Below are 22662 nucleotides of genomic sequence, written 5' to 3' on the forward strand. Positions count from 1 at the left end.
TTGTGCGGCTTAGGCGGAAGGCCAGCCGGTGTAGGCCTCGGCCAGGTAGGCCTTGCCGTGGTGGGACGACACTACCGAGTTAAGCTCGCCCAGCTGGCGTGCGCGGGAAAAGTCGTCGGCGTCCGCCGGCGTGTGGAGCATGGACGTCATCCAGTAGGAGAACTGCTGGGCCTTCCAGACGCGCTCCAGGGCGCGGTCGCTGTAGGCGTCCAGCAGCGCCGGGGAGCCGCTCCTGTAGTAGCTTTCCAGCCCCTCGAACAGGACCTTCACGTCGTGGATTGCCAGGTTCAGGCCCTTGGCGCCGGTGGGCGGCACGGTGTGGGCGGCGTCGCCGGCCAGGAAGAGCTTCCCGTGGCGCATGGGGGCGTGGACGAAGCTGCGGAACTTCAGCACCATCTTGTCGATGACCGGCCCTTCCTTGAGCTCGAAGCCGTTGCCGTTGACGCGGCTGCGGAAGGCGTCCCAGATGCGGTCCTCGCTCCAGTTGTTCACGTCCTCGTTGGGATCGCACTGGAAGTACATACGCTGGACCGTCTCGGTCCGCTGGCTGATCAGGGCAAAACCGTTGTCCGAGTTGGCGTAGATCAGTTCGTCGGAGCTGCGCGGCGCTTCAGCCAGGATGCCGAACCAGGCGAAGGGGTATTCGTGGAAGTACCACTTGCGGTCCGCCTCGGGGATCTGGAAGCGGCAGTGGCTGCGGGAACCGTCCGCGCCGGTGATGAAATCGGCCTGCAGTTCGTACTCCACGCCGTCGGCATCCGTGAACCAGACTTTGGGCTTGCCTTCGATGTCGTGGATGGTGGTGTCCGTGACGCTGTAGCGGACGTCCCCGCCGTCGGCCTCGCGGCGTGCGGCGAGGTCCATGAACACGTCGGTCTGCGGGTACAGCCAGACGGACTCCCCCACCAGGTCCTTGAAGTCGATCCGGTGGCTTTCGCCGTTGAAGCGCAGCTCAATGCCGTCGTGCCGGTCGCCTTCCCGCAGCACCCGGTCCGAGACGCCGCTGTCCACCAGCATGTTCACGGTGCCGTGCTCCAGGATGCCGGCACGGACTGTCTCCTGGATGTCCTGGCGGCTGCGGATTTCGATCACGGAAGATTCGATGCCGGCCTTGGCCAGCAGGTGCGAGAGCATCAGCCCGGCCGGGCCGGCGCCCAGAATGGCCACCTGGGTGGTGATGATGGTGCGTGCTGCCATGGTGTTCCTCGCTTCGTTGCGCGGCCCCGGCGGTAGGGTCCGGGGGCCTGTTGGATCGTCTGGCTAACAGTGTGCGCCCCGGTACGTGATCCGCGTTACAGGGATTCCGTTGAATGGAATTAGCGGTTTAGTCCCGCCCCTCGGCAGCGTTTTGGGATTCGCCCAGGCGGCGCCCGATCCCCCGGGCGGCGGTCTGCAACGCGGGCACCAGCGCCTGCAGGCGCACCTCCCGCAGGGGAACCACGACGCCGAGGGCGGCCACCGTCCGCTTCCTGCGGTCCATCACGGGGACGGCGATGCCCCAGGTGTCCGGATCCACCACGCCGGCCAGCTGGGCATAGCCCTGGTGGGCTGCTTCCCCGAGCTGGACACGCAGTTCAGCAACCGTCAGGCGGCCGGCGGGATCCGTGAAACCGTCCAGGTATTCCGCTTGGACGGCGTGTGCCTGGTTGGCCATCAGAACCAGCCCGGCGGAGGAAACATGCACCGGCATGCGTCCGGCAACCTGCGCACGGTTGGCCACCGATCCGCGCCGGGACAGCCGCTCCACAAAGAGCGCCTCCCAGCCGTCCAGCACCGCAAGGTTCACATTCTGGTTCAGGACCTGCTGGATGTCCTCCATGAATGGCATGGCGGCCTGGCGGAGTTCCAGGGTGGGGGAATTACGGTTGACCAGCTCCCACAGGCGAAGCCCCAGCTGCACCGAGCCGGCGGAGCCGACATCCAGCAGGCCGTGCCCGGCCAGCTGCCGGACCAGCCGGTGGGCAGTGGTGAGCGGCAGCCCGGCGCGGGCGGCAAGTTCCGACAGCGGCAGGACGTTGACGCCCTCCGGAAACGCGGCAATAACGCGGACCACGCGGTCCACCACTGAGTCGCCGGAGCCCGAGTTGGCCACACTTCCCCTTCCATTGAATGGTTTGAAGTGTCCCACATAACACCGCGCAGTGGTACAAATCTCAGGGTAGGGAACCTTCGGTCCCGGCCGGTGCCACGGAGAATCAACCGGTAAGCAATCAACGCTGAGGTAGCAAATGTCAACGACGTCGTTGGAAGACAAATCACGCTGGCCTGTCTGGCTTTGCTGGTTAGCCATGGTCCTGGACGGATTCGACCTGGTGGTGCTTGGAACCGTCATTCCCACCCTCATCAAAACGCAGGACCTTGGCTTCGACGCCGTCGGTGCCACCTTCGCCGCAACGATCTCGCTGGTGGGCGTAGGACTTGGGGCCCTGTTCATTGCGCCGCTCTCTGACCGCTTCGGCCGGCGGAACCTGCTGGTTGCCTGCGTTACCTGGTTCTCCATTTTCACAATTGCCGTGGTCTTTGCGCCCAACGTGGCTGTCTTCAGCATCTTCAGGCTGCTGGCCGGCCTTGGACTTGGCGCCTGCCTGCCCGCCGCGTTGGCCTACATGAACGACTACGCCCCTGCAGGATCAGCCGGCAAGTCGACCACCCGGACCATGACCGGCTATCACGCCGGCGCCGTGGCCACCGCGTTCCTGGCACTGATGGTCATTCCGGACTGGCGCATCATGTTCGTCGTTGGCGGCATTGCCGGCTTCGTCCTGGTTCCGTTCCTTTGGTTCAAGCTGCCGGAGACGCTGCCCGCGGTCATTACCTTGCCGGCCGCCTCCAAGCCGGACGCGACGAAGCCCACCGCCGGGCAAGCGGCGAAGGAAGCTGCGCCCGCCGTGGAAGAGCGTGCCAGCTTTCGGGACCTCGGCAGGAAGCCCTACCCCCTCGTGGCTGCCGGTGTTGCCGTCGCCTCGTTCATGGGCCTGCTGCTGGTCTACGGGCTGAACACCTGGCTGCCGCAGCTCATGTCGTCCGCCGGCTACACGCTGAACGCAGGCCTTTCCCTCTTGCTCGTCCTGAACGTGGGCGCAGTCGCTGGCCTGGTGGTGGCCGGCATCCTGGCAGACAAGCACGGAACCAAGAAGATTGTGCTTCTCTGGTTCGCGCTCTCCGCCGTCTTCCTCGCCGCGCTCAGCGTGAAGATTCAGAACGAACTGCTCCTGAACGCTGCCGTCTTCGTGACCGGGGTGTTCGTGTTCAGCTCCCAGGTGCTGGTCTACGCCTGGGTGAGCCAACTGTTCCCGGCAAGGCTGCGCGGCACCGCACTGGGCTTCGCGGCCGGCGTCGGGCGTCTCGGCGCCATCCTGGGCCCGGCAGTGACGGGTACGCTGGTGGCCGCCGGAATCGCCTACCCCTGGGGTTTCTACGTGTTCGCGGCGGCAGCCGTCCTCGCGGTGGCGGCCCTCGTCCTGGTGCCGCAGGCGGTCACCGCAGCGGCCGGCAAGCGGACCGCCGTCGGGCCTTCCTAGCGCCCGCCGTGGAATCTCTCAGGCGGCCACGCGCTGCGCGCGGCTCCCGGCCCGTAGGCGCCGCCAGACGGCGGGGGTGACCACAACGGCGATGCCGACGGCGGCGCCAATGACCGTCTCGACGATCCTGTCCCGCAGCAGCACTTCCGGGACGGCGGGCGCCGCCAACAGCGTGGAACTCAGCGCCAGCGGCGTGACGAACACCTGTGCCAGCACGTATTGCCGCGCGATGAACATTTCGGCGCCGAACTGGCAGACGGCAATCACCAGGACCGTCTGCCACGGGGCAGGGTTCAGCAGGAGGACTCCCGCCAGCAGGATCAGGCCCAGGACGGTTCCGATGATTCTCTGGATGCCGCGGGCCACGCGGTGACGGGTGGTGCGGCCGACCAACGGAACGACGGCGGCCACCATGGCCCAGTAATTGTGGCCGAACCCCAGCCACTGGCCCACCACGGTGGCCAGCGTCCCGGCCAGTCCCGCAGCCACCAGGTAGCCCACGGCCTCGAGCCGCGCTGCCCGCTTTTCATCGGGCGTCAGCCGGGCAGGCTCAGGCATGGCCCACGGCGTGCGCCGGCTCCGAACCACGCGGGACGAAATTCCGATCAGCAGGCAGAACACCGTGGTCACGACCGAGGCAAGCATGCACTGCCATAGCGGCGGCTGGTGCGGAATCGAGGCGATGGCCGCGAAGGCGAAGATATGGAACAACGAACCGGCAGGGCGGTGCCGCCACCAGGCGATCACGAGCGAACACGCCCCGGCGACCACGGTGGTGGCCGCCACCTGCGTCCAGGTGCCCGCGGTGTCCGACAGGCCAAGCGCCTGCCCCGCCCGGGCCGACAACGTGGCCAGCAGGATCACCAGCAGCATGAGGGACCCGGCCCGCACCTGGATGAAGAGCCGCTTGCGGTGCAGCTCCCCGCGCCCGTAGATTCCGGTGAAGGCCCCAAAGGAAGCAAAGATCGCCAGGTCCATCCGGTCAATCAGGACCAGGATGATCAGCGGAATGAAGACGCCCACGGCGCACCGGATCGCGACGTGATGGTCCTTGTTGCCGGGGGCAATCGTGAACATCTCGGCGAACAGCTTCACGTGGGTCACGCCTTTCCAACGGTGCCAGTCTGACGGCGGCAGCGTTGGCGTCCATTCCAAATCCTACGCCCGCGGCCGGACGGCACCGGCGCCAAAGGGGCAGCCACCTACTCAGCAGAACGCACTGCAGGCCGGCGGACTGGTATTGTCTATCGGTTAAATCACAGACCGAAACGCACTACCGGAGGACCCCATGCTTAAAGGATTCAAGGATTTCATCCTTCGCGGCAACGTGATCGAACTATCCATCGCCGTCGTCGTCGGCACCGCGTTTACGGCGCTGGTTGGCGCCTTCACCACCAACATAGTGAACCCGATCATCGCCGCGGCCGGCGGTGTCCAGACCGAAGGTCTCGGGTTCCCCATCTGGCCCGGTAATGATAAGACCTTCGTGAACATCGGCGGGGTCCTCACAGCCTTCGTGACATTCCTCATTACCGCGGCAGTGGTGTATTTCATCTTCGTGGCGCCCATGAACAAGATCAACTCGCTGGTGAAGAGCCGGTTGGCAACGGCGGAACCGGAGGAAGAGCCCATCCCCGCGGACACCGCACTCCTGGCCGAGATCCGGGACCTGCTGACCCAGGTCGCGAGCAGCGACAAGGAACTCATCACCGCCGGCGTCAGCCGTGCCTCGACCGGAACGGCCGCCGGAACCGGCACCGCCGCGAACGGATCCGAGCGCTCACGCTGACGTCCAGGCGGGGGCTGACGTCCCGGCGGGTCAGGCGCTGGCCGCCTCCCCCCGCCGGAACCCGCCGTTCCATTTGCCGCGCCGCACGGTCACTGGGATCCCTGCTGCCGCGAGCCTGACGGAGCGCAGCACCCGGGACTGTTCGCCCGGAGTCAGCTGGTGGTAGACCGGCAGGACCACTGTTTTGTCCGCCAGGCGTTCGGTCACCGACAGATCCGCCGAGCCGTAATCCCGGCCCCGATATTCCGGCTGCCGGTGGACCGCCATGATCCCGGCGCCGGCCGAGATACCGTCGCGCGACAGCCGTTCCAACAGCTCGTTCCGAGGCAGGGCGAACGACGGCAGCACTTCAAGCCAGAAGGACTGGAAGTTGCTGGTGCCGTAGGCGGGGTCCTTGATGAAGCGCAGCCCCTCAATCCGGCCGAGGGCCATCTGGTAGCTGGCGACGATTTCCCTGCGGTGGGCAACGGCTTCCTGCAGCCGGCCCAGCTGAACCTGGCCGATGGCGGCCTGCAGCTCGGTCATGCGGTATTCGAATCCGGGCTCGGTCGCGGCGCCATCACGCAGCTGCCGGGCACGGCTTGCCCAGGTGTCGCTTCCGGTGGTCAGCATGCCGCCTTCCCCGGTGGTCAGGACCTCATATGAGTCGAAGGACCATGCGGTCAGTTCGGCGCCGGCTCCCACCGGACGGCCCTGGTACGTGGAACCCACGCCGCAGGCAGCATCCTCGATGACCGTGACGCCCAGCGGGTCGCACAGGTCCCGGATCGGCTCAAGGTCGACCGGCACGCCGCCCTGGTCCACAACGATCACAGCCCGGGTGGCCGGTGTCAGGGCAGCCTCGATTGTCCTGCCGGACACATTGCCGGTGCCCGCCTCGACGTCGGCAAAGACGGTCCTGGCCCCCAGATGGCTGACGGCGTTGGCAGTCGCCACGGAGGAGAACGAGGGCAGGACGACGTCGTCCTGCGGTGCAACCCCGGCGACCCTCAGCGCCAGAAGGAGCGCCGCGGTGCCGCTGGACACTGCGACGGCGTAGGATGCCTGCTGCGCGGAGCCGAAGGCCTCCTCGAACTGCCCGACGCGTGGCCCTTGCGCCATCCGGCCGGAAGCGAGCACCTGAACAACGGCATCCGCCTCCTCCGGTCCGAGCCACGGCCTCATGACGCCGATGTGACTGACCGTATGGTCTTCGCTGATGGTCACTGGAACCTCCCGCTCCTCAAAACGGCATTAGTTATGCACCTTCCATTCAACGCGCCGTCCTTCTGCCCCGTCACGAGAGTTTTGTACGCGCATTTTCCCCGCAGGACACCGCTGTTGAGGCACGGAATACCCGCTTGGGAATCGTGATCCTGCCCGGGCACCGCGGCGGTACTCGGATTGCTCGCCGCGGAACACCCCTGCATTACCTGCACGGGGCCGGGGCGGGCCGGGCATGCGCGGATCAGGCCGACATGCCCGGAAAAGATTGCCGGCGTGCGCGGATCAGGTCCGGTACTCCCTGTCCGGTACAGGGATCCGGTGGGACCTGCCCAGCAGCCCAAGGTCGACGTCCGCCCCCCCGCTATCCGCCCGTTCCCGTCGGCGGGTCTGGCCTGCCTGGACTTCAGGCAGTTGACGCGCCTCCGTTTCGGGATTTCCGGCGTGCCTTGCGGGCTTTTCCTTCGCCCGCCGGCCGGCCCTGGCCAGCTCGAGGGAACGGGCGATGGAGACTGCTCCGAAGACCAGCACCACACCGCCAACGGCCACAATGATCAACGTCCTCAGCCGGCTCGAGAACATCTCCTCCGCCTGGCCCGGCCCGTCCACAGCGAGCGCGGAATAGAGATAGCTTTCGTCAGCGCCGTTGATTTTCTGCACGTCGTGCAGGGTGGTGGTGAGCCGCTTTCCCAGAGCCACGGCCGTGTCCACAGCCTGCTGGGGAGACGCTCCCGACGCCGATATCTCCAGGAGCATGCCCGAGCCGAAGGTACTCGCCTGGGCCACCGTGTATTCGGCGCCCAGGCCCTGTTCCTGAAGGGCCTCCGCCGTTTCCTGGGCCCCCAGCTTGGTGATCAGCACTTGGGATAACAGGGTGTTGTCCGGGCTCCGGAGGTACGGGTTGTCACCGTTGACCTTGGCCAGCTGAGGGCTGGTCTCCAGCTCCATGGCCGTGGGCACCTTGGGAGTGATCAGGGCATAGGTCATGCTCGCCTGATAGCTCCGCCCGGCAAAGAACATGACGTAGACGCAGGCAGCGATTGTCAGCACAACCACAGGCATCGCCACCCACTTGTGCCGCCAGAGCGTCTTAATAACAGATATCGGATCCATGGCTTCTTCCTACCCCCAGGGGACCTTGCCGGCTTCTGCCCGCGAAGGGGCATTCCGGGCGGGGTCCAGTTGATTCTTAACCATCAGCCAGGTGGCACCTGACAGACCTATGAAAAATGGATAGATCAATGCAAAAACCGGGAACGACATAGAGTCGAAGGTTCCCGACGACACGGTGGCGATCAGGCCGGCAGCGGCTGCGGACGCCGCCAGCAGACGCAGCTCGTTGTCCTTGGCATGCCTAGCCGCGGCCAACGCTGCAAGGGCAGGAACGGCCAGGTACGCGATCATGGCGATCAGCCCGATGACCCCCATGGTCACGGACACCAGCAGGTACTCGTTATCGAAGATGTCCAATGCCTGGGTGGGTATCCACGTTCCGGGTCCGGTGCCGAACCACGGGCGGTCGGCGACCAGGCGCAAGGCCAGGGGGTAGTCCTCCGTGCGGTATGTAATGGATGCGTCCGAGCTGCCCGCTGTGGCGGAATTAAACAGTGTGGAGATCAGGCCCGGCACGCCAACGAACAGTCCGGCCGTACCCACTGGCACAATCACGGCGGCCCATTGTTTGGCGAGCCTGGGCAGGAAGGGCACCGTGATCACGATGGCGATGACGAGGCCCAACAACCCCGACCGGGAAACGGTCATGGTGTTGGCCAGCACGAACAGGCCCACCACCACCCAGTGGAGCTTTTTGCGGCCCGTTGGGTCGTACAGCGCCCGCCAGATGGATAGCGGGAGCAGCATGGCTGTGACCACGCCGAGTTCGATGGGGTGCAGCGTGGTCCCGGCAACCCTCAACAGTGCTCCGCGCGCCTGGAAGGCATCGAAGTCTCCATTTTCGGCGAATCCGACCATGAGCACTTTGAACCACTCCATCGGGTTCGTGTGTGTGGTGAATTGAATGATGGCAATGATGCAGCATGCCGCGCCGCCCGCAAGGACGCACCGGACAACGGCCATGGCGTCCTTGAGGTTTCGGACGGATTCGGTGGTCACGAAGGCAATTCCGGCGGCTGCGAATATCAGGAGCATCCAGCGGTCCGCCGCGGCACGGCCCTCGATGGTGCTGGCCCCGCTGAGGCCGGCAAAGAGGTGTGCATAGCTGAGGCAGGACGCCAGGAGCAGCAGCAGGACGGCGGCCCGTCCAGGATGCCGGAATATCACCGGATCGTGCAGCGCGAGCACCGACGAGGCGGCCCAGAGCCCGAAAAGGCCCAACGCCAGTATCTGCGGCAGGCTGCCGCTGGCCCCGACCGGTGCCAGCACCATATACGGCGGGAAGAACATGACCGAGAACATGGTTGCCTTGAGCAGCCACGGTGGCCCGTTGTTCGTCATCCCCTCTGCCACAGCGAGGCCGGTGTTGTTCATCAGCCCGCTGTTCCTTCCCGTGCCGGCGCACGGCTGCTGTCATCCCGTTCCCACGTCCCCGATCCCGCCGCCCCCTGCCGGCCGGCAACCGCGAATCCCAAATAGACCGCGGCATGGACAGCGGAGAGCGGCCCACGAACAGAGCGCAGCACTTCGCCGAAGGTCTGACGGGCGGTGCTGTGCTGGCCGGCATCGCCGTTCTGCTCGGCATTGCCTCGGTACACGCGGTGCAGTACTGCCAGCTGGTCCCTGGGCGTCCGGGGCGGGCGGATCACCACGGGATCGACGTCGAGGACGGCTTTTTCCGCCGGCTCGAAAAGCCGGTCCACGAACAGGTCATCCGCTGTGAGGTTCGGGAACTCCTTGAACCGCTTGCGCCCCTGCTCCGACAGGCCATAGACGCCCCCGGCCCACAGCCGGTTCCGTGCAGAGGGCAGGCGCAGCCGTGTGCGGTAGTAGGAGTGGATCAGCGGATGGGCGTCCTGAAGGTCGAACTGCACGGCCGGGCGCGCGGCCAGCGGTCCGCCGGTTCCGAGCGCGGTCAACACGTCCCGCACCGCATGCGGGCTGATCTGCACGTCGGCGTCCAGATAAAGCCTGGGCCACTTCGTGGCAGCCGCATCGCCGGCGTTGAGGGCGGCCGATTTGGAGGGCCGCCCGATTTCCAGGACCGTCACTCCTTCAAAGCCGCGGGCGATCGCGGCGGTGTCGTCCGCGCAACCGTTGCAGACCACAATCACTTCGATCTGCCCGGCCGCGGCGAGCGGAGCAAGGGGGGCGAGCGTCCGGGCGATCACGCTGGCCTCGTTGTGCGCCGGGACGATCACCGAACCGGCCGGGAAGAAAGCAGGATCGGGGTCCCTGGTGGCCCCCGGCAGGGCGGTCCAGCTGCCTTCGTCCAGGACTGTCCGCAGCACTCCCCTGCGGTCCGGCTTCCAGCAGCGCAGCACCTCGGACAGGACCACCGCGCCGTGGAAAACCTTGGCGTAGACCGATGAATGGTATTTGCGGAAGTACCGCACACGGTTCACGGCCAGGAGGGCGTTGAGCTGTGGTGAGGTGCCCGAACCGGCACCCGCGTGAATCATGACGGCGGCAGGTTCGTACCAGATGGTCTCACCCATCGTCCGCAGGCCGCGGAAGAAGTCCACCTCCTCTGAGTAGAGGAAGTAGGACTCGTCCCACGCCAAGGCGTCGGCCAGGCTGCGTCGGACCATCAGCGCCGCGCCGGTTGCCCAGTGCACGGTGTGCGGGTGGGCGTAGCTCTCCGGGTTGTAGTCGGTGCCGGCCAGCCAGCCGGACCGGTTGGGGAAACGACGTCCCACCAGCGCGTCTCCCACTGCATTGGCAAGGCTCGGCTCGCGGTACAGGGACGGACTCGTTGTGCCGCTTTCATCCAGGAGCCGGGGAACGACTGCCCCGGCACGGGAGGAACGCAGGCGGTGCATCATGGTTTTCAGGCTTCCGCGTTCCACCGTGACGTCCGGGTTGAGCACCACCACGGTGGCGGTGTCGCCGGCCCGTCGCATGGCGGCATTGATGCCGCCGGAGTATCCCAGGTTGCCCCCGGTGGCGAAGGCGATGACGTCCGGGTGGGCGCTGCGCACCTTGGCCAGGGTGCCGTCGGTGGAGGAATTGTCCGCCACCAGCACGCGCAGGGTGAGGTCCGCTGTCTCCTCCCGCAGGCTCTCCAGCAGTGGCCCCACACCGTGGGCACTGTTGTAGGTGACAACGACGACGGCGGCATCCGCGGCGCCGTCGGGTCCGGTGAAGCGGCCCGGAGTCCGCGGTGCGGGATCGGCCGACGGCACGGACTCCAGCCGGGGGTGAGGTATGGTGCACGACGCGGTCCGCAGCTTCAGGTACGCCGGCGGGCCGTCAATCAGGTAGCGGCTGGCGAGCCGTTTGGGTTCCAGGGCCAGGCGGTAGCCCCATTCCAGCCCGTGGTCGCTGGCCCATTGCGGTGCGCGGTGCACCCTACCGGCCAGGAAGTCCACCGCTGCACCGAAGGCGAGCAGCACGGCGGCGCCGGTCAGGGCGGCGTAGTGGTCGATCCAGAGCTCCTGCCGTGGCTTGCCAAGTCCTACGTAGAGGATCTGGGTGCCCGCGGCCGCAATGTCTGCCGCGATCCGCTCCGAGTCGCGGGCGGAGGCCAGTTCTTCCCGGTCCGGTGACCACATTCCGGCGACCTGGAGGCGCGGATGCTCAACGGCAATTTTTTGGGCCAGAAGCTGCTGGTTCTCCGGTGAACCGCCTAGGAAACCCACCCGGAGTCCCAACTGCTCGGCGCGGTCCAGCAGTGGCGAGGCGAGGTCGCTTCCCGCCAGCCGCGGCCAGCGATGCCCGGTGAGCCGTTGGGATTGCGACACCAGCGGCGCACCGTCGAGCAGATAGAGCCACTCAACCGTGCTGGCAGGGTCTGCGTGCAGTGTGCCTTCCCATCGGCCGCCGGCACCGAAGTGGTGCAGGTGGTCCAGATTGACGGAGGCAACGCCGAGGGGCTTCAGGCCCGGCCGTCCGGCCCGGGCCAGGATGAGCTCCAGGGCCGGCCCGGGATCCATCAGATCAACGGGGGTGCCCCCCAGGATGACTTTGTCGGCGTCCAGGTTTTCCACGTCGCGTCCTCAGTATTTTTCGGCGGGCGCGAGCTGGCCCTTGGTTTCGAAGTAACGGCGCCCCGTGACGGGGCAGAGCCAGCTGCCGCCGTCGTCCTGCTTGAGCGGATGGCCAGCCTCACCCACCCAGCCCATTTGCCGTGCCGGCACGCCGGCCACCACGGCATAGGCCGGGACATCCCGGGTCACGACGGCGCCGGCCGCCACCGTGGCCCACTCGCCGATGGTGACGGGCGCGATGCACACCGCCCGTGCACCGACGGAGGCGCCCTTCCCGACGGTCACGCCCACGGCCACCCAGTCTTCGGAACCCTTGAGTGTTCCGTCAGGGGTGATGGCTCGCGGATGGAGGTCGTTGGTGAGCACCGCCGCTGGGCCAATGAAGACGCCGTCGGACAACCGGGCCGGTTCGTAGACCAGGGCGTAGTTTTGGACTTTGCAGTTGTTGCCCAGCAGGACGGCCGGCCCAACGTAGGCTCCGCGCCCGATGTTGCAGTTGCTGCCCAAGGCGGCGTCTTCCCTGATCTGCGCCAAATGCCAGATCCGCGATCCTTCTCCGATGCTGGCGGACTCTGCCACGTCGGCCGTGGCTGCGATGGTAATCATGTCGTTCCTCCCAGGGATGCTGTCGCCGGACACCGGCGGTTTTGGTATTTGGCTGTGCCGCCGGCGCACCCATACGACCGCGAGTGCACCGAGCAGGGCGCCCAGCGTGTTGCTGGCGATGTCCCGCAGGCTGGCCTGCCGCTGGTCGAGGGCTAGGAACTGGACTGCCTCGATCGCGCAGGAGGCGGCCATGCCGGCGACGGCGGCAAGCCACCATCGGCGCGCTGGGACCATCCGGACGGTCAGCAATCCAAGCGGCACGAAGAGCGCCACATTGGCGGCCACTTCCACGTGACCTGCTCGGATCCCTGCTGTCAGCGGCTGGTCCTGCAGGGTCAGCAGGACGCTGCGAAGGAGCCCGGCCACGGGGCGCTCCACCGGTGTGGGCCAGAAGCCAACGCCCGCTAAGGCCACCAGGTACAGCACAAGCAGCAACAGAACGGTGCTGCGCCTGGCGGCGGCCCTCATCGCTTGGCCTCCGTCCGGAGCGCATCCAGCACCTGCCGCGTGACTTCTTCGCTTGTGACGGAGTTCGACTGGATGTGGACGGCGATGTCGCCGGGGCCGAAATCAGCGATGAACTCCCCGGCCCGCGCCTCCGTTAAGGGGGCAGGGTCCCAGTAGCTGTGGCACAGCGTGGTCGGTTCGGTGAAGGAACGCTGCTGGTCCGAGGCGAAATGCCTCACGAAGGTGCCGTACAGAATGAACTCGCTAAAGTGCAGCTGGGCACCTACTGCACAGGCCCATGGCGTTCCTGTCACCAACTCGATCCTGGCGAGGCACTCAGACAAGAGTTCCGGGTCCCAGGTGACAATGCCTGCGACGTAGTCCGGGTAGGCTGTCGAATCCGGAGCCTGCAGGCCCAGCAGCCGATGTGCCGTCTGCGTCCACAACCGGTGCCGATCCATACCAGCCGTGATGGCCTCAGGCTTTTCATATAGGCGGACGGCGCCGGCCCGGAAAAAAAGATCCGCAGGCATGGGGCGGAGAAGCACCACGTCGGAGTCAATAATCACCACTGAGTCCGCACCCAGCTTGGTGCCGGCTGACAGCTTCAACAATTGCTGCAGAACCCATCCACGCACCGGGGGCCACGGCCGGCGGACATTCATCGCGCTGAACCGCACCATGGCAGGTAGGAACGGTATTTTCTTAACGGCGGCGGCGAATGCGTCCGTGGCGACAAAGCCTGCCGGCAGGAAGTCCGCTTCACTCCAGACTCTGAGCCGGGACGACTCGTGGGGCCTAAACAGCGACAGGTCCCGGCGAGGCACGATCACATGGTGGACAACAGAGTCATCAGTGAATTCCAGAACGGACTGGTGCAGGCTGAGCAACCTCTTGTAGTCCGGCCGGAACGACGGCGTCAGGACCGCGATGGTGTTCATGTTTGCTCCTCCCCCGGTTTCCCGGCAGTAACGGCGGCCAAGGGGCCCGCGCGATGGCGGGCACGGTGGTGGTCGGCGCGGTCAAGCAATCGCTGAAAGTCAACGGCCCGTGCGGCCCAGGTGTGTCCGGTGGCGAATTGCCTCCTCAGCCGCTCCTGCTCCCGGTCGTTCCGTTCCGCCAGGGCAGCCTTGACGGCGAGCGCGAATTCCTCGGGGTCTGAATGCAGCGAGATCAGGCCAGTGTTTAGCCAGCGCGCAGAAGGCATGTCCGTTGAAACCACAGCTAGCCCGGCCGACAGATATTCGAGGGTTTTCAGCGGAAAGCTTGCACGGTTGAAGGACGAGTCTGCATACGGAGTCAGGCCGACTCCGAACCTTGACAACTGGCCACGCAGTTCGTCCGCGGCGAGCTGCCCCATCCAATGGACGTTCTCAGCAGCGAGGAGGGCATCCAGCCGGAGCCCAAATGAGGGGTTGCGGTCCGTACGGGGGCCGATGACCGTCATGGCGATTCCGGCAGCGTGGACGGCTTCAAGCACATCAAGGTCCAGCCGCTCGTTGAGTTGACCGACGACGCAGGCGGCGGGCTCGCGTGGCGCGGAAGGCATGCCAGCCGCAGGCTCCGGGCAGCCATTGGGAATCACAGCGTGAACAGGCCCCTGCGCCGTGGCAGTCCGGGTGGCGGCATCGGCCGGGCGGAAGCCGCCGAGCCGGAACATCAGTTCCTCAGAAACCGCGGCGACGCCGTCTGCCTTCGACAGGTTGGATTCCAGCACGTGACGGATGGCCGTGCGGGACAACCCCATCAAGCGGGAGCCTTCGAGCCAGTCGTCAGTCAGGTAGACAATTTTGAGTCCCGTAGTTCTGCGGGGGAAGCGGGCCAGTGGCATGGCGGTGACAACGGCCGCGGGTTCCCAACCGGTGTGGGCCACCGCAGACCTGATGGCGCGCTCCAGCCACCATGCCGTGATCCGCCGGATGAACGGCCGTGTCACGCCAGGCGGTGCCATCACCTTAAGCCGCAGCACGGACTCGCCTACCTGTTCCAGCTGCGGTGCACTGCCTGCCACCTTGCCTGCAGTCCCAAGGATCCGGATTGCCGTTCGCAGAGGCAGGCGAACCGGGACGGGCGGGTCCACCCACATCACCGGCCGGGTCATGGCAAGCGCCGTGACCAGGCACTTGTCCGTCCCGGCAACTGCATCCCAGTTGGTGCCGGCCATCCAGATAATGGGGCCACCGGCGCTCATGTGGCACCTCCCGCGGAGAATGCCTGCAGCGAAGGCGCCGCCGCGACGGGGCGGGCGTTGAAATCGTCAGCCGTATCCCGGCCGGTCAGGCGCGCCTGCAGCCGGCGGCGCTTGTAGCGGAGGAAATGGCCGGCGGCCTCGAGTTCGCGGGCGTACGCCATGCGGCTGGCGGACGCCGTTTCCAGGGCAGCACCGTAAACGTCCAGCTGGGCCTCCGCGGCATGTGCCAGCGAGTAGCGGTGCACCACGACGCGCCTGCCGAAGGCCCCGAGATCGGCGCGGAGCCGCTCGGCCGGGAGGATCTCGAACAGTACGTGGCGGAGCGCGGAAGCGCCGCCGGCCTGCCCGCTGCCCACGCCGTACCATCCCTGCCATAGAAAGGTATCAAGTGAGGAAGGCGTCAGGAGCTCCCAGAAGCCTGCTTCGCCCTGGACCACCAGCGGCTTGCCGAAGGCCAGCGCCCGCAGCGCGGATCCGCCCATGCCAAGGCAAACGTCGGCCACATCGTAGGCCGCCCGGGGGTCGGCAAGTTCGCCGGTGAGGACAACCGTCTGCCGGCCGGTCCGGATGTTGACCTGCGCCGCACGCGCGGCGACTTCCGTACGCGCCGGGCCGTCGCCGGCAATGAGCAGGCAAACCCGCATCGTGGCCGGGAGGGAAGCCACCGCGTCCATGGCGCTGAGGATGCCCTCCAGCTTGAGCTCCCTGGCCAGGCGGGACACGATGGCCACAACATACGCGCCCTCCGGGACGCCCCACGTCTTCCTGAGGTCTCCCTGGGCAAGGTCAAGGCCGGGGCGGTTCGCGTCAACGTCGACAGGCGGCTCCAGCACCGTAATGGCTGAGCGGCCGAATCCGGCCTCCACCTCCGCGATCTGGTGGGTGCCGACAGTCAACGGGACGTGCTTCGGGATGAACGGGGCGACAGCCATGGACATAACAGTGGACACTGCCGCCGTACGGGGCATCCGCCGTGCGGCCAGATAGCATTCCAGCGAGGGCGGCCACTCATAGCCGTGCAGGATGTCTATCCGCCGGCGTTCGACCAGCCCGGCCAGCGCCCGGCTAACCGCCACCGACGGCCGCCTGCCCGCTTCCGGCGCGGCCACGAATTCCAGCCCCAGCCGCCGGATACTGTCCACGAGCGGCCCGGGGCGCCCGAACACGATGGTCTCGTGGCCCAGCCTGTCTACGGCTCCGGCGAGCTCGATCGCGTTGATCTGGCTGCCGCCGATGCCGAGGTCGTGGGGGTAGACAAGGATTCTCATGGGACAAGCTCTCCAACTTCCGAGCGGGCTTCGCGGCCCACTTCCTTCAGCAGCTTCACGTCATCCCGGCGCCAGTACAGCAACGCCGCGGCCGTGGACGCAGCCAGCAGTGCGCCCGCAGGAAGTTCCAGCCAGGGCACCGGCAGCCAGCTGACCAGGCCAAGCGACAAGGCACCGACGGCAAGGGAAGCCAGCGCGGGGACCAACACCACTGACGAGACGGCCCGCACGGAGATGCCCGCGTTGGCGAGCTGCCATAAACACAACGGCAGCAGGATGCAGCCGCAGACCAGTGCCTGCGCAAAAGCCAGTCCCTGCAGTCCGCCCAGGGCTGCACCGGCAGCGAGTGCGGGCACCAGCACAACCAGGCTGCCGGCCTGGATGGCGAACACCGTGCCCGACCTGCCCAGGACCACCATGAAGTCATAGGCCAGGTCCGAGAAGATCCGGCTGACTGCGGCCGCCACCAGCCAGGAGAGCGCGGCAGCCGCCGGCAGCCAATCCTTGCCGTAGACAAGATCCACCAGCGGCACTGCGCTTCCGGCCAGGAACATCACGGGCGGCAGCGTCGCCGCAGCGAGGACCGTCACCACCGAGACCAGCGCCGAGTTCATGGCTGCTTTGTCCTGCTGGAGTGCCGAAAACGCGGCAGGCGCTACCCTGCGGAGGGGCTGGGCCAGGATGCTGACGGGCCAGTTGGCAAGGTTGAACGCGAGGACGTAGAAGGCAAGTGCCGCCGGTCCCAGCAGGGATCCGGCCGTCAGCTGGTCCGCGTAGCCGACCGCGAAGAAAATGATGCTCGTGCCGGCCAGCGGCAGGCCGAACCGAAGCAGGGGTCCGAGCTGGTTGCGGTCCAGTCCGAAGCGATACGGCATGGGCGACGCCGCCAGGAACATGGCAGCTGACACGAGGCTTCCGGCCACCCTGCCCACCGCCAGCGCCATGGCGCCCATTCCCGTGAGCGCCAGGACAATGGACAGCACAGCTCCCGTCCAGACGTTGACCTGGTCGATCCCCAGCCGGGTCTTTTCCTTGAAGTCGCGCTGGAGAAGGGCCGCCGGAGATGCCACCACGCCGTTGATGAAGACGCTGAGAATGAGGACCCGAACCACGTCCGTGGCCTCGGGGTCGCCCATGGCGGCCGCGAACGCGGGAGCAGCAAGGACTGCACCGGCGCAGAACAGGCCGCTGCCCGCCACGGAGATGCTGTTGACGGTGGGCACTATTTTTGCCGGGTCGCCGGGCCACCGGACGATCGCCAGCGAAACGCCAAGCTCGTTGAAGCTGAGCACGGCCATCAGCGCCACCAGTGCCACCGCATAGGTTCCGAAGGAGTCCGGGCCCAACATCCTGGCCAGGACGATGCCAATCGCGAGCGTGCCCACCTTCGACACCATGGTGTTCAGGAGGCTCCACGCGAAGGCGTTCGAGGCGCCGGGGGCGCTGGTTCCTTGTGTCATGGCCGTTCCATGGCCGCGAGCAGTTGGCCGATGACGTACTCCTGCTGCCGGGCGGTGATATGCGGGTAGATCGGCAGGGAGAGCATGGTTGCGGCGGCTTCTTCTGCCACCGGGAAGGATCCGCGGCAGAATCCGAGGTGCCGGTAGGCGCGGCTAAGGTGCATCGGAACGGGGTAGTGGATGCCGGCGCCGATCCCGGCACCGTTGAGGGCGGCGAGCACACGGTCCCGTTCCAGGATCCGGATGACGTAGAGGTGCCAGACGTCGACGTTGCCTTCGGCCGTGCGTGGCAGCACAATGCCGGGGACGTCCCGGAGCATCTCCGAATAGCGGGCGGCCGCCTCCCGCCGTCGTTCGTTCCAGGCCGCAAGGCGGCGCAGTTTGGAGTTCAGCACCACTGCCTGGATGGTGTCCAGACGGGAGTTCATGCCAATCGCGTCGTGCTCGTACTTGACGGAGCTGCCGTGGGCGCCGAGAAGGCGGACACGGGCGGCTATCCCGTCGTCGTCCGTCAGGACTGCTCCGGCGTCACCGGCAGCGCCGAGGTTCTTGCCCGGATAGAAACTGGTTCCGGCCACGCTGCCCAGCGTGCCGGCGAAGCGCCCGTGCCGGGATGCGCCCTGGGCCTGCGCGGCATCCTCGACGATGACGGCGCCGCAGCCATAGGCAGCGGCCTTGAGCCTCTCAACGAACGCTGCCTGCCCGAAGAGGTGCACCGCCACGATCGCCTGTGTCGCCTCAGTCACGGCCTCACTGACCCGCCTGGGATCGATGAGCAGGTAGTCGGGGTCCACATCGACAGGCACCGGGACCGCCCCGATCCGGCTCACGGCCTCGGCGGTGGCGATGAACGTGTTGGCCGGCAGGATGACCTCCCCGCCGGGCATGACCCCGGCCGCGCGGAGTCCCAGCTCCAGCGCATCGGTGCCGTTGGCGACGCCGACGCAGTGCCGGGCCCCCACGAAACGGGCGTAAGCCTGCTCGAATTCGGCAACCTCGGGGCCGCCGATGAAGGAGGTCCGTGCGAAGACCTGCCTGATGCCGCTCTCCACTTCCTCGGCGATTTCCTGCTGTTGCGCGCCGAGGTCAACGAGGGGTACGGACAAGGGGAAAGTGGGTGAAAGAGTCATTGTCCGCCTCCTGAAACTGCAGCCGTTTGCATGGCATGCTTGATGGCCCGCGCCGGTACGCCGGCCCAGGTCTCGCCGGCCGGAACATCGGCCAGCACTACGGCCCCCATCCCTACGGTGGCGCCGGCGCCTATGACGGTCCGTTCGCGCACGCTGGAGTTCATGCCCAGGTAGGCCGCCTGCCCCACGCGGACGCCGCCGCCCAGCGAAACGCCGGCCGCAAACGTGGCAAAGTCCTCCACCGCGTCGTCGTGCGTAAGGGTCACCCCGGGCATCACCACCACATGGTTGCCAATGGTCACGCCGGCTGTGAGCGTGACGTGGCCCAGCAGGATGTTGCCGCGGCCGATCAGGCATCCCTCCGGGAGCCGCACCGAGGCATCAACCACAGTGGCGTAGCGCCGGTCCGGGAACCCGAGCGCGGCAAGCCTGGCCACTATTACGGCCCGCCCGCTGCCTGCGCCGACACAGACCACCACCTTCGCATCCGGATAATTGAGCGCGTGGCTGACCGGCCCCAGGACGTGCGAGCCGTCCACCGTGGTGCCCGCCCTGCCCGGATCGTCGTCGAGGATCCCGACGACGTCGAACTGGCCGCTGTCGCGCACTGTGGCGAGGACTTCGCGGGCGAGCCCGCTGGCAGCGATCAGAATGAGGTCAGCCACGGTTCCCCTCCCCGCTTGCCAGTCGGATGGACCGCAGCACCCGGGACTGCTCGCCGGCGGTCAGCTGGTGGTACACGGGCAGGATGAGGGTGTTGTCGGTCAGCCGCTCGGTGACGGACAGGTCGGCGGGGCCGGTATCCCGGCTGGCGTACGCTGGCTGCCTGTGCGCGGCCATGATCCCGCGGCGGGCGGAGATGCCGTCGCGTGCCAGCCGCTCCAGGAGCTCTTCACGGCTCAGGGGGAACGACGGCAGGACCTCAACCCAGAATGACTGGAAGTTGCTCGTGCCATAGTCGGGATCGCGGACAAACCGCAGCCCCCCAACCCGGTTCAGGGCCAAGTGGTAGCCGGCCACGATCTCCCGGCGGCGGGCCACGGCCTCGCCCAGCCGCCCCAGCTGGACCAGCCCCACTGCCGCCTGCATGTCCGTCATCCGGAAGTTGAACCCGGCTTCGAGGTATTCCTCTGCCGGGGCCAGGAGGGCGGCATGGCGGTCGTTGGCCGAAACGCTCATGGCGTGTTCGCGCAGCCTCCGCGCCCGGCTGGCCCACTCCGGGTTCAGCGTGGTCAGCATGCCGCCCTCGCCGGTTGTCAGGATCTTGCGCGGGTGGAAGGACCACGCAGCCAAGTCCGCACCGGCCCCGACGGGACGACCTCGGTACGTGGAGCCCGCCCCGCACGCGGAATCCTCGATCACCGTAATGCCCAGGGGGTCGCACAGGGCCCGGATGGGGTCCAGGTCCACCGGCATTCCACCCTGGTCCACTGCGATCACAGCCTTGGTGGCCGGGGTCAGCGCGGCGGCGACGGTCTGCGCCGAGACGTTGCCGGCTTCCGCTTCAACGTCGCAAAACACCGTCCGTGCCCCGACGTAGCCTGCGGCATTGGCGGTGGCGATAAAGGAGAAGGACGGCACCACCACGTCGTCGCCCGGCCCGATGCCCGCCACCTTCAGCGCCAGGTGCAGTGCGGTGGTGCAGTTGGAAACCGCGACGGCGTGCATCGCCTTTTGGGCGGCGGCGAAGGCTTCCTCGAACCGCGCCACGCGGGGGCCCTGCGCCACCCAGCCGGACGCGATCACCTCGGCGACGGCCTCCGCTTCTTCGACCCCGAGCCACGGTTTCATGACATTGATGCGGCTCAGCGCCCGATCCTGGCTAATGGTCACCGCACGCCTCCGACCCGGGTGGCCGCGATCTCGCTTCGCAGCGGACGCCACCAGTCCACGAGTTCCCGAAGGCCGTCCTCGAGCCCGGTTTCCGCCGCGAAGCCAAGGTCCAGCCGGGCGGCCGAGATGTCCGCGAGGCGGCGGACAACGCCGTTGATGGCGCGGTCGGGACCGTGCTCCACCTGCAGGTCGGAATCCATGGCCCGCAACAGGGCCTCGGCCAGTTCCAGGAGGCTGGTTTCTTCACCGCTGGCTACGTTATAGACGCCTTCGCGGACACCGCTGCCGGCGGCCAGGATATTGGCGCGGGCAACGTCCCGGGTGTAGATGAAATCCATGGTCTGCCGTCCGTCACCGAAAATCAGCGGCGGCAGTCCGTCCGCGATGCGCTCCATCCAGCGCACCAGCACCTCCGTGTAGAGACCGTGTACGTCCATCCGTGGTCCGTAGACGTTGAAGTAGCGCAGCAGGACGTAGTCCAGTCCGGTCATGGCCCGGAAGCTGCGGGCCATCCCCTCGTTGAAGGACTTCGCCGCGCCATAAAACGTGTCGTTGTTGTGGTGGTGGTGGCGTTCCGTGGTGGGGAAATCCTCCGCCATGCCGTACACCGAGGCGCTGGATGCCGCCACCAGCTTGCCCACGCCGTGATCGGCGGCGGCCTCGAACACGTTGAACGTGCCGTCCACCAACACTTCCAGGGCCAGCCGCGGCTCCTCGGCGCACTGCGTGATCCTGATGGCCGCCTGGTGGAAGACGATATCCTTGCCGCGGGTGAGGTCGTGGACCAGGTCCCGGTCGCGGAGATCGCCTTCGACAAGTTCCACCCTGCCGGTGGCAACCGCACCGTCGAGATTGGCGCGGCGGCCGCGGACCAGGTTGTCCAGGACGGCCACCTGCTCGACCCCGGCGGTGATCAGGTGGTCCACGATCGTGGATCCGATGGTGCCGGCGCCGCCGGTGACCAGGACCCGCGCGCCCTGGAGCATGCTCATCGCCGTCCCTCCATCTGGGCTTCGTTGCCCGTGACGGCGACCGACTGTCCGTCGCCGCTGAGGCTGCGGCTGACCGCTTCCAGCACGGACAGCACCCTCAGGCCGGATGCGCCGCTGGTCCGTGCAGGCCGGTGATGCCAGATGCTGCTGGCAAATTCCGCCACCATCTGGCCGAGGGCCTCATGTTCCGGCAGCGCCGGAGACCAGGTATCACCCAGCCGGTACGAAATGGCGAATGCCTTCTTCTCCGCCGGTGACCGGTATTTCCGGTCCAGACTGACGCCGCGGTCGTAGACACTGAGCCGCTGCTGCGGGTTCAGGTCGTCCCAGACCAGGGTCCGCTGGGAGCCGCCCACCACCATCTGGCGGATCTTGGTGGGACTGAGCCAGTTCACGTGCACGTGCGCCATGGCGTCGTTGGGCAGCGCAAAGGTCAGGTGCCCCACGCAGTCCCGTCCGGTCCCCAGGGGATCAGCGCCGTGGGCCGCCACTTCCACCGGCCGGAGGCCGCCGGGCAGGATGAAGTCGATGATGGACAGATCGTGCGGTGCGAGGTCCCAGAACACGTCCACGTCCGGCTGGACGAGCCCCAGGTTGATCCGCACCGAGTCAATGAACAGGATCTCGCCCAGGGACCCGTCCGCGATGAGTTCCCGGATTTTAAGGACAGCGGGCGTGTAGCAGTACGTATGGTCCGCCATCAGGACCAGGCCCCGCTTCTCGGCTTCTTCGACCATCTCCACGCCTTTGGCCCTGCTGTCGGCCAGGGGTTTTTCCACCAGCACGTGTTTGCCTGCCCGCAAGGCCGTCAGGGCGATCCCGTGGTGGGTGTGGGCCGGGGTGGCGATGGCCACCGCGTCGACGTCGACGGTGTCCAGCAGTTCGTCGATGGATTCGCAGACCGGAACGCCCCCGTTCGCTGCGGCGAGCTTGACGGCGCGGTCCCGGTCCATGTCCACGATCGCGGACAGTTTCCAGTCGGGGCTGGCCTTGAAGTTGCGGGCAAGGTTGGGCCCCCAGTAGCCGGCGCCGATGACGGCGGCCCGCAAGGGTGCGGCGGAAGCCATCAGGTCAAGCTCCCGGCGGTAGGACTCTTGTGAAGCGTCCATGTCTGTCCCCT

At 67.0% G+C, this 22662-nt stretch carries 19 protein-coding genes and 1 pseudogene; 2 read left to right on the top strand and 18 right to left on the bottom strand.

Translation table 11 applies throughout. The features are described 5' to 3' along the window. Positions 1 to 9: 9 nt before the first annotated feature. Together J7I79_RS17005 and J7I79_RS17010 are read right to left on the bottom strand one after the other, a co-directional pair. Positions 10 to 1197 carry a 4-hydroxybenzoate 3-monooxygenase gene (locus J7I79_RS17005; protein ID WP_214955184.1) on the bottom strand — a complete coding sequence of 396 codons (1188 nt, stop codon included), beginning with the start codon at positions 1195 to 1197 and terminating at the stop codon, positions 10 to 12. A 127-nt stretch (positions 1198 to 1324) separates the two neighbouring features. Further along, positions 1325 to 2092: an IclR family transcriptional regulator gene (locus tag J7I79_RS17010; protein ID WP_214955186.1), complete on the bottom strand. Its 768-nt coding sequence runs from the start codon at positions 2090 to 2092 to the stop codon at positions 1325 to 1327. 196 nt (positions 2093 to 2288) lie between these two features. On the opposite strand from J7I79_RS17010, the gene J7I79_RS17015 reads away from it, so the two are divergent. Then, positions 2289 to 3521 carry an aromatic acid/H+ symport family MFS transporter gene (locus J7I79_RS17015; RefSeq protein ID WP_251042926.1) on the top strand — a complete coding sequence of 411 codons (1233 nt, stop codon included), beginning with the start codon at positions 2289 to 2291 and terminating at the stop codon, positions 3519 to 3521. A gap of 18 nt (positions 3522 to 3539) precedes the next feature. Here the strand turns inward: J7I79_RS17015 and J7I79_RS17020 are convergent, their stop codons facing one another. Continuing rightward, positions 3540 to 4616, bottom strand: coding sequence for an FUSC family protein (locus J7I79_RS17020; RefSeq protein ID WP_214955308.1), 1077 nt, complete (start codon positions 4614 to 4616; stop codon positions 3540 to 3542). A gap of 193 nt (positions 4617 to 4809) precedes the next feature. On the opposite strand from J7I79_RS17020, the gene mscL reads away from it, so the two are divergent. After that, positions 4810 to 5310 (top strand): large conductance mechanosensitive channel protein MscL, encoded by a 501-nt coding sequence (gene mscL / locus J7I79_RS17025; RefSeq protein ID WP_251042927.1) that lies wholly within the window; start codon positions 4810 to 4812, stop codon positions 5308 to 5310. 30 nt (positions 5311 to 5340) lie between these two features. Here the strand turns inward: mscL and J7I79_RS17030 are convergent, their stop codons facing one another. The 15 genes and pseudogenes from J7I79_RS17030 to J7I79_RS17095 all read right to left on the bottom strand — a co-directional run bounded on the left by J7I79_RS17030 (position 5341) and on the right by J7I79_RS17095 (position 22651). Next, positions 5341 to 6516, bottom strand: a complete 1176-nt coding sequence (locus J7I79_RS17030) for a DegT/DnrJ/EryC1/StrS family aminotransferase (protein WP_311380600.1) — start codon at positions 6514 to 6516, stop codon at positions 5341 to 5343. A gap of 282 nt (positions 6517 to 6798) precedes the next feature. Further along, complete coding sequence (locus tag J7I79_RS17035; protein WP_214955190.1) at positions 6799 to 7626, bottom strand: Wzz/FepE/Etk N-terminal domain-containing protein; 828 nt, start codon at positions 7624 to 7626, stop codon at positions 6799 to 6801. A gap of 9 nt (positions 7627 to 7635) precedes the next feature. Further along, positions 7636 to 9000 carry an O-antigen ligase gene (locus J7I79_RS17040; protein WP_214955192.1) on the bottom strand — a complete coding sequence of 455 codons (1365 nt, stop codon included), beginning with the start codon at positions 8998 to 9000 and terminating at the stop codon, positions 7636 to 7638. After that, positions 9000 to 11615 carry a WecB/TagA/CpsF family glycosyltransferase gene (locus J7I79_RS17045; protein ID WP_214955194.1) on the bottom strand — a complete coding sequence of 872 codons (2616 nt, stop codon included), beginning with the start codon at positions 11613 to 11615 and terminating at the stop codon, positions 9000 to 9002. Before J7I79_RS17045 ends, J7I79_RS17040 begins: the two co-directional genes overlap by 1 nt. 9 nt (positions 11616 to 11624) lie before the next feature. Next, on the bottom strand, positions 11625 to 12221 hold the full coding sequence (locus tag J7I79_RS24280) for an acyltransferase (protein WP_251042934.1): 597 nt from the start codon (positions 12219 to 12221) through the stop codon (positions 11625 to 11627). An 81-nt stretch (positions 12222 to 12302) separates the two neighbouring features. After that, positions 12303 to 12689 (bottom strand): annotated as a pseudogene (locus tag J7I79_RS24285) (VanZ family protein); the annotation flags it as partial. Beyond that, positions 12686 to 13609: a DUF6492 family protein gene (locus J7I79_RS17055; protein WP_214955198.1), complete on the bottom strand. Its 924-nt coding sequence runs from the start codon at positions 13607 to 13609 to the stop codon at positions 12686 to 12688. The gene J7I79_RS17055 and the pseudogene J7I79_RS24285, both read right to left, overlap by 4 nt. Then, entirely contained in the window at positions 13606 to 14859 is a 1254-nt protein-coding gene (locus tag J7I79_RS17060) for a glycosyltransferase (RefSeq protein WP_214955200.1), read from the bottom strand. Before J7I79_RS17060 ends, J7I79_RS17055 begins: the two co-directional genes overlap by 4 nt. Next, entirely contained in the window at positions 14856 to 16127 is a 1272-nt protein-coding gene (locus J7I79_RS17065) for a glycosyltransferase (protein ID WP_214955202.1), read from the bottom strand. Before J7I79_RS17065 ends, J7I79_RS17060 begins: the two co-directional genes overlap by 4 nt. Continuing rightward, positions 16124 to 17587 (bottom strand): oligosaccharide flippase family protein, encoded by a 1464-nt coding sequence (locus tag J7I79_RS17070; RefSeq protein ID WP_251042928.1) that lies wholly within the window; start codon positions 17585 to 17587, stop codon positions 16124 to 16126. Before J7I79_RS17070 ends, J7I79_RS17065 begins: the two co-directional genes overlap by 4 nt. Continuing rightward, a complete protein-coding gene (locus J7I79_RS17075; protein ID WP_214955204.1) occupies positions 17584 to 18717 on the bottom strand; it encodes a DegT/DnrJ/EryC1/StrS aminotransferase family protein in 1134 nt (377 codons plus the stop codon). Before J7I79_RS17075 ends, J7I79_RS17070 begins: the two co-directional genes overlap by 4 nt. Then, complete coding sequence (locus J7I79_RS17080; RefSeq protein WP_214955211.1) at positions 18714 to 19382, bottom strand: NeuD/PglB/VioB family sugar acetyltransferase; 669 nt, start codon at positions 19380 to 19382, stop codon at positions 18714 to 18716. The genes J7I79_RS17075 and J7I79_RS17080 overlap by 4 nt, the downstream gene beginning before the upstream one ends. Beyond that, positions 19375 to 20550, bottom strand: coding sequence for a DegT/DnrJ/EryC1/StrS aminotransferase family protein (locus tag J7I79_RS17085; protein WP_214955213.1), 1176 nt, complete (start codon positions 20548 to 20550; stop codon positions 19375 to 19377). Before J7I79_RS17085 ends, J7I79_RS17080 begins: the two co-directional genes overlap by 8 nt. Next, positions 20547 to 21542: an NAD-dependent epimerase/dehydratase family protein gene (locus tag J7I79_RS17090; RefSeq protein ID WP_214955215.1), complete on the bottom strand. Its 996-nt coding sequence runs from the start codon at positions 21540 to 21542 to the stop codon at positions 20547 to 20549. The genes J7I79_RS17085 and J7I79_RS17090 overlap by 4 nt, the downstream gene beginning before the upstream one ends. After that, a complete protein-coding gene (locus J7I79_RS17095; RefSeq protein WP_214955217.1) occupies positions 21539 to 22651 on the bottom strand; it encodes a Gfo/Idh/MocA family protein in 1113 nt (370 codons plus the stop codon). The genes J7I79_RS17090 and J7I79_RS17095 overlap by 4 nt, the downstream gene beginning before the upstream one ends. Between the last annotated feature and the right edge of the window lie 11 nt (positions 22652 to 22662).

This window comes from Arthrobacter sp. ISL-69 (genome assembly GCF_018613775.1).
GTDB lineage: Bacteria > Actinomycetota > Actinomycetes > Actinomycetales > Micrococcaceae > Arthrobacter.

Excerpts from the sequence above, each read along its gene's own strand:
- J7I79_RS17070 (WP_251042928.1), bottom strand. The coding sequence starts at position 17,587 with ATGACACAAGGAACCAGCGCCCCCGGCGCCTCGAACGCCTTCGCGTGG.
- J7I79_RS17065 (WP_214955202.1), bottom strand. The coding sequence starts at position 16,127 with ATGAGAATCCTTGTCTACCCCCACGACCTCGGCATCGGCGGCAGCCAG.
- J7I79_RS17035 (WP_214955190.1), bottom strand. The coding sequence starts at position 7,626 with ATGGATCCGATATCTGTTATTAAGACGCTCTGGCGGCACAAGTGGGTG.
- J7I79_RS17055 (WP_214955198.1), bottom strand. The coding sequence starts at position 13,609 with ATGAACACCATCGCGGTCCTGACGCCGTCGTTCCGGCCGGACTACAAG.
- J7I79_RS17095 (WP_214955217.1), bottom strand. The coding sequence starts at position 22,651 with ATGGACGCTTCACAAGAGTCCTACCGCCGGGAGCTTGACCTGATGGCT.
- J7I79_RS17040 (WP_214955192.1), bottom strand. The coding sequence starts at position 9,000 with ATGAACAACACCGGCCTCGCTGTGGCAGAGGGGATGACGAACAACGGG.
- J7I79_RS24280 (WP_251042934.1), bottom strand. The coding sequence starts at position 12,221 with ATGATTACCATCGCAGCCACGGCCGACGTGGCAGAGTCCGCCAGCATC.
- mscL (WP_251042927.1), top strand. The coding sequence starts at position 4,810 with ATGCTTAAAGGATTCAAGGATTTCATCCTTCGCGGCAACGTGATCGAA.
- J7I79_RS17090 (WP_214955215.1), bottom strand. The coding sequence starts at position 21,542 with ATGAGCATGCTCCAGGGCGCGCGGGTCCTGGTCACCGGCGGCGCCGGC.
- J7I79_RS17015 (WP_251042926.1), top strand. The coding sequence starts at position 2,289 with ATGGTCCTGGACGGATTCGACCTGGTGGTGCTTGGAACCGTCATTCCC.
- J7I79_RS17075 (WP_214955204.1), bottom strand. The coding sequence starts at position 18,717 with ATGACTCTTTCACCCACTTTCCCCTTGTCCGTACCCCTCGTTGACCTC.
- J7I79_RS17060 (WP_214955200.1), bottom strand. The coding sequence starts at position 14,859 with ATGAGCGCCGGTGGCCCCATTATCTGGATGGCCGGCACCAACTGGGAT.
- J7I79_RS17005 (WP_214955184.1), bottom strand. The coding sequence starts at position 1,197 with ATGGCAGCACGCACCATCATCACCACCCAGGTGGCCATTCTGGGCGCC.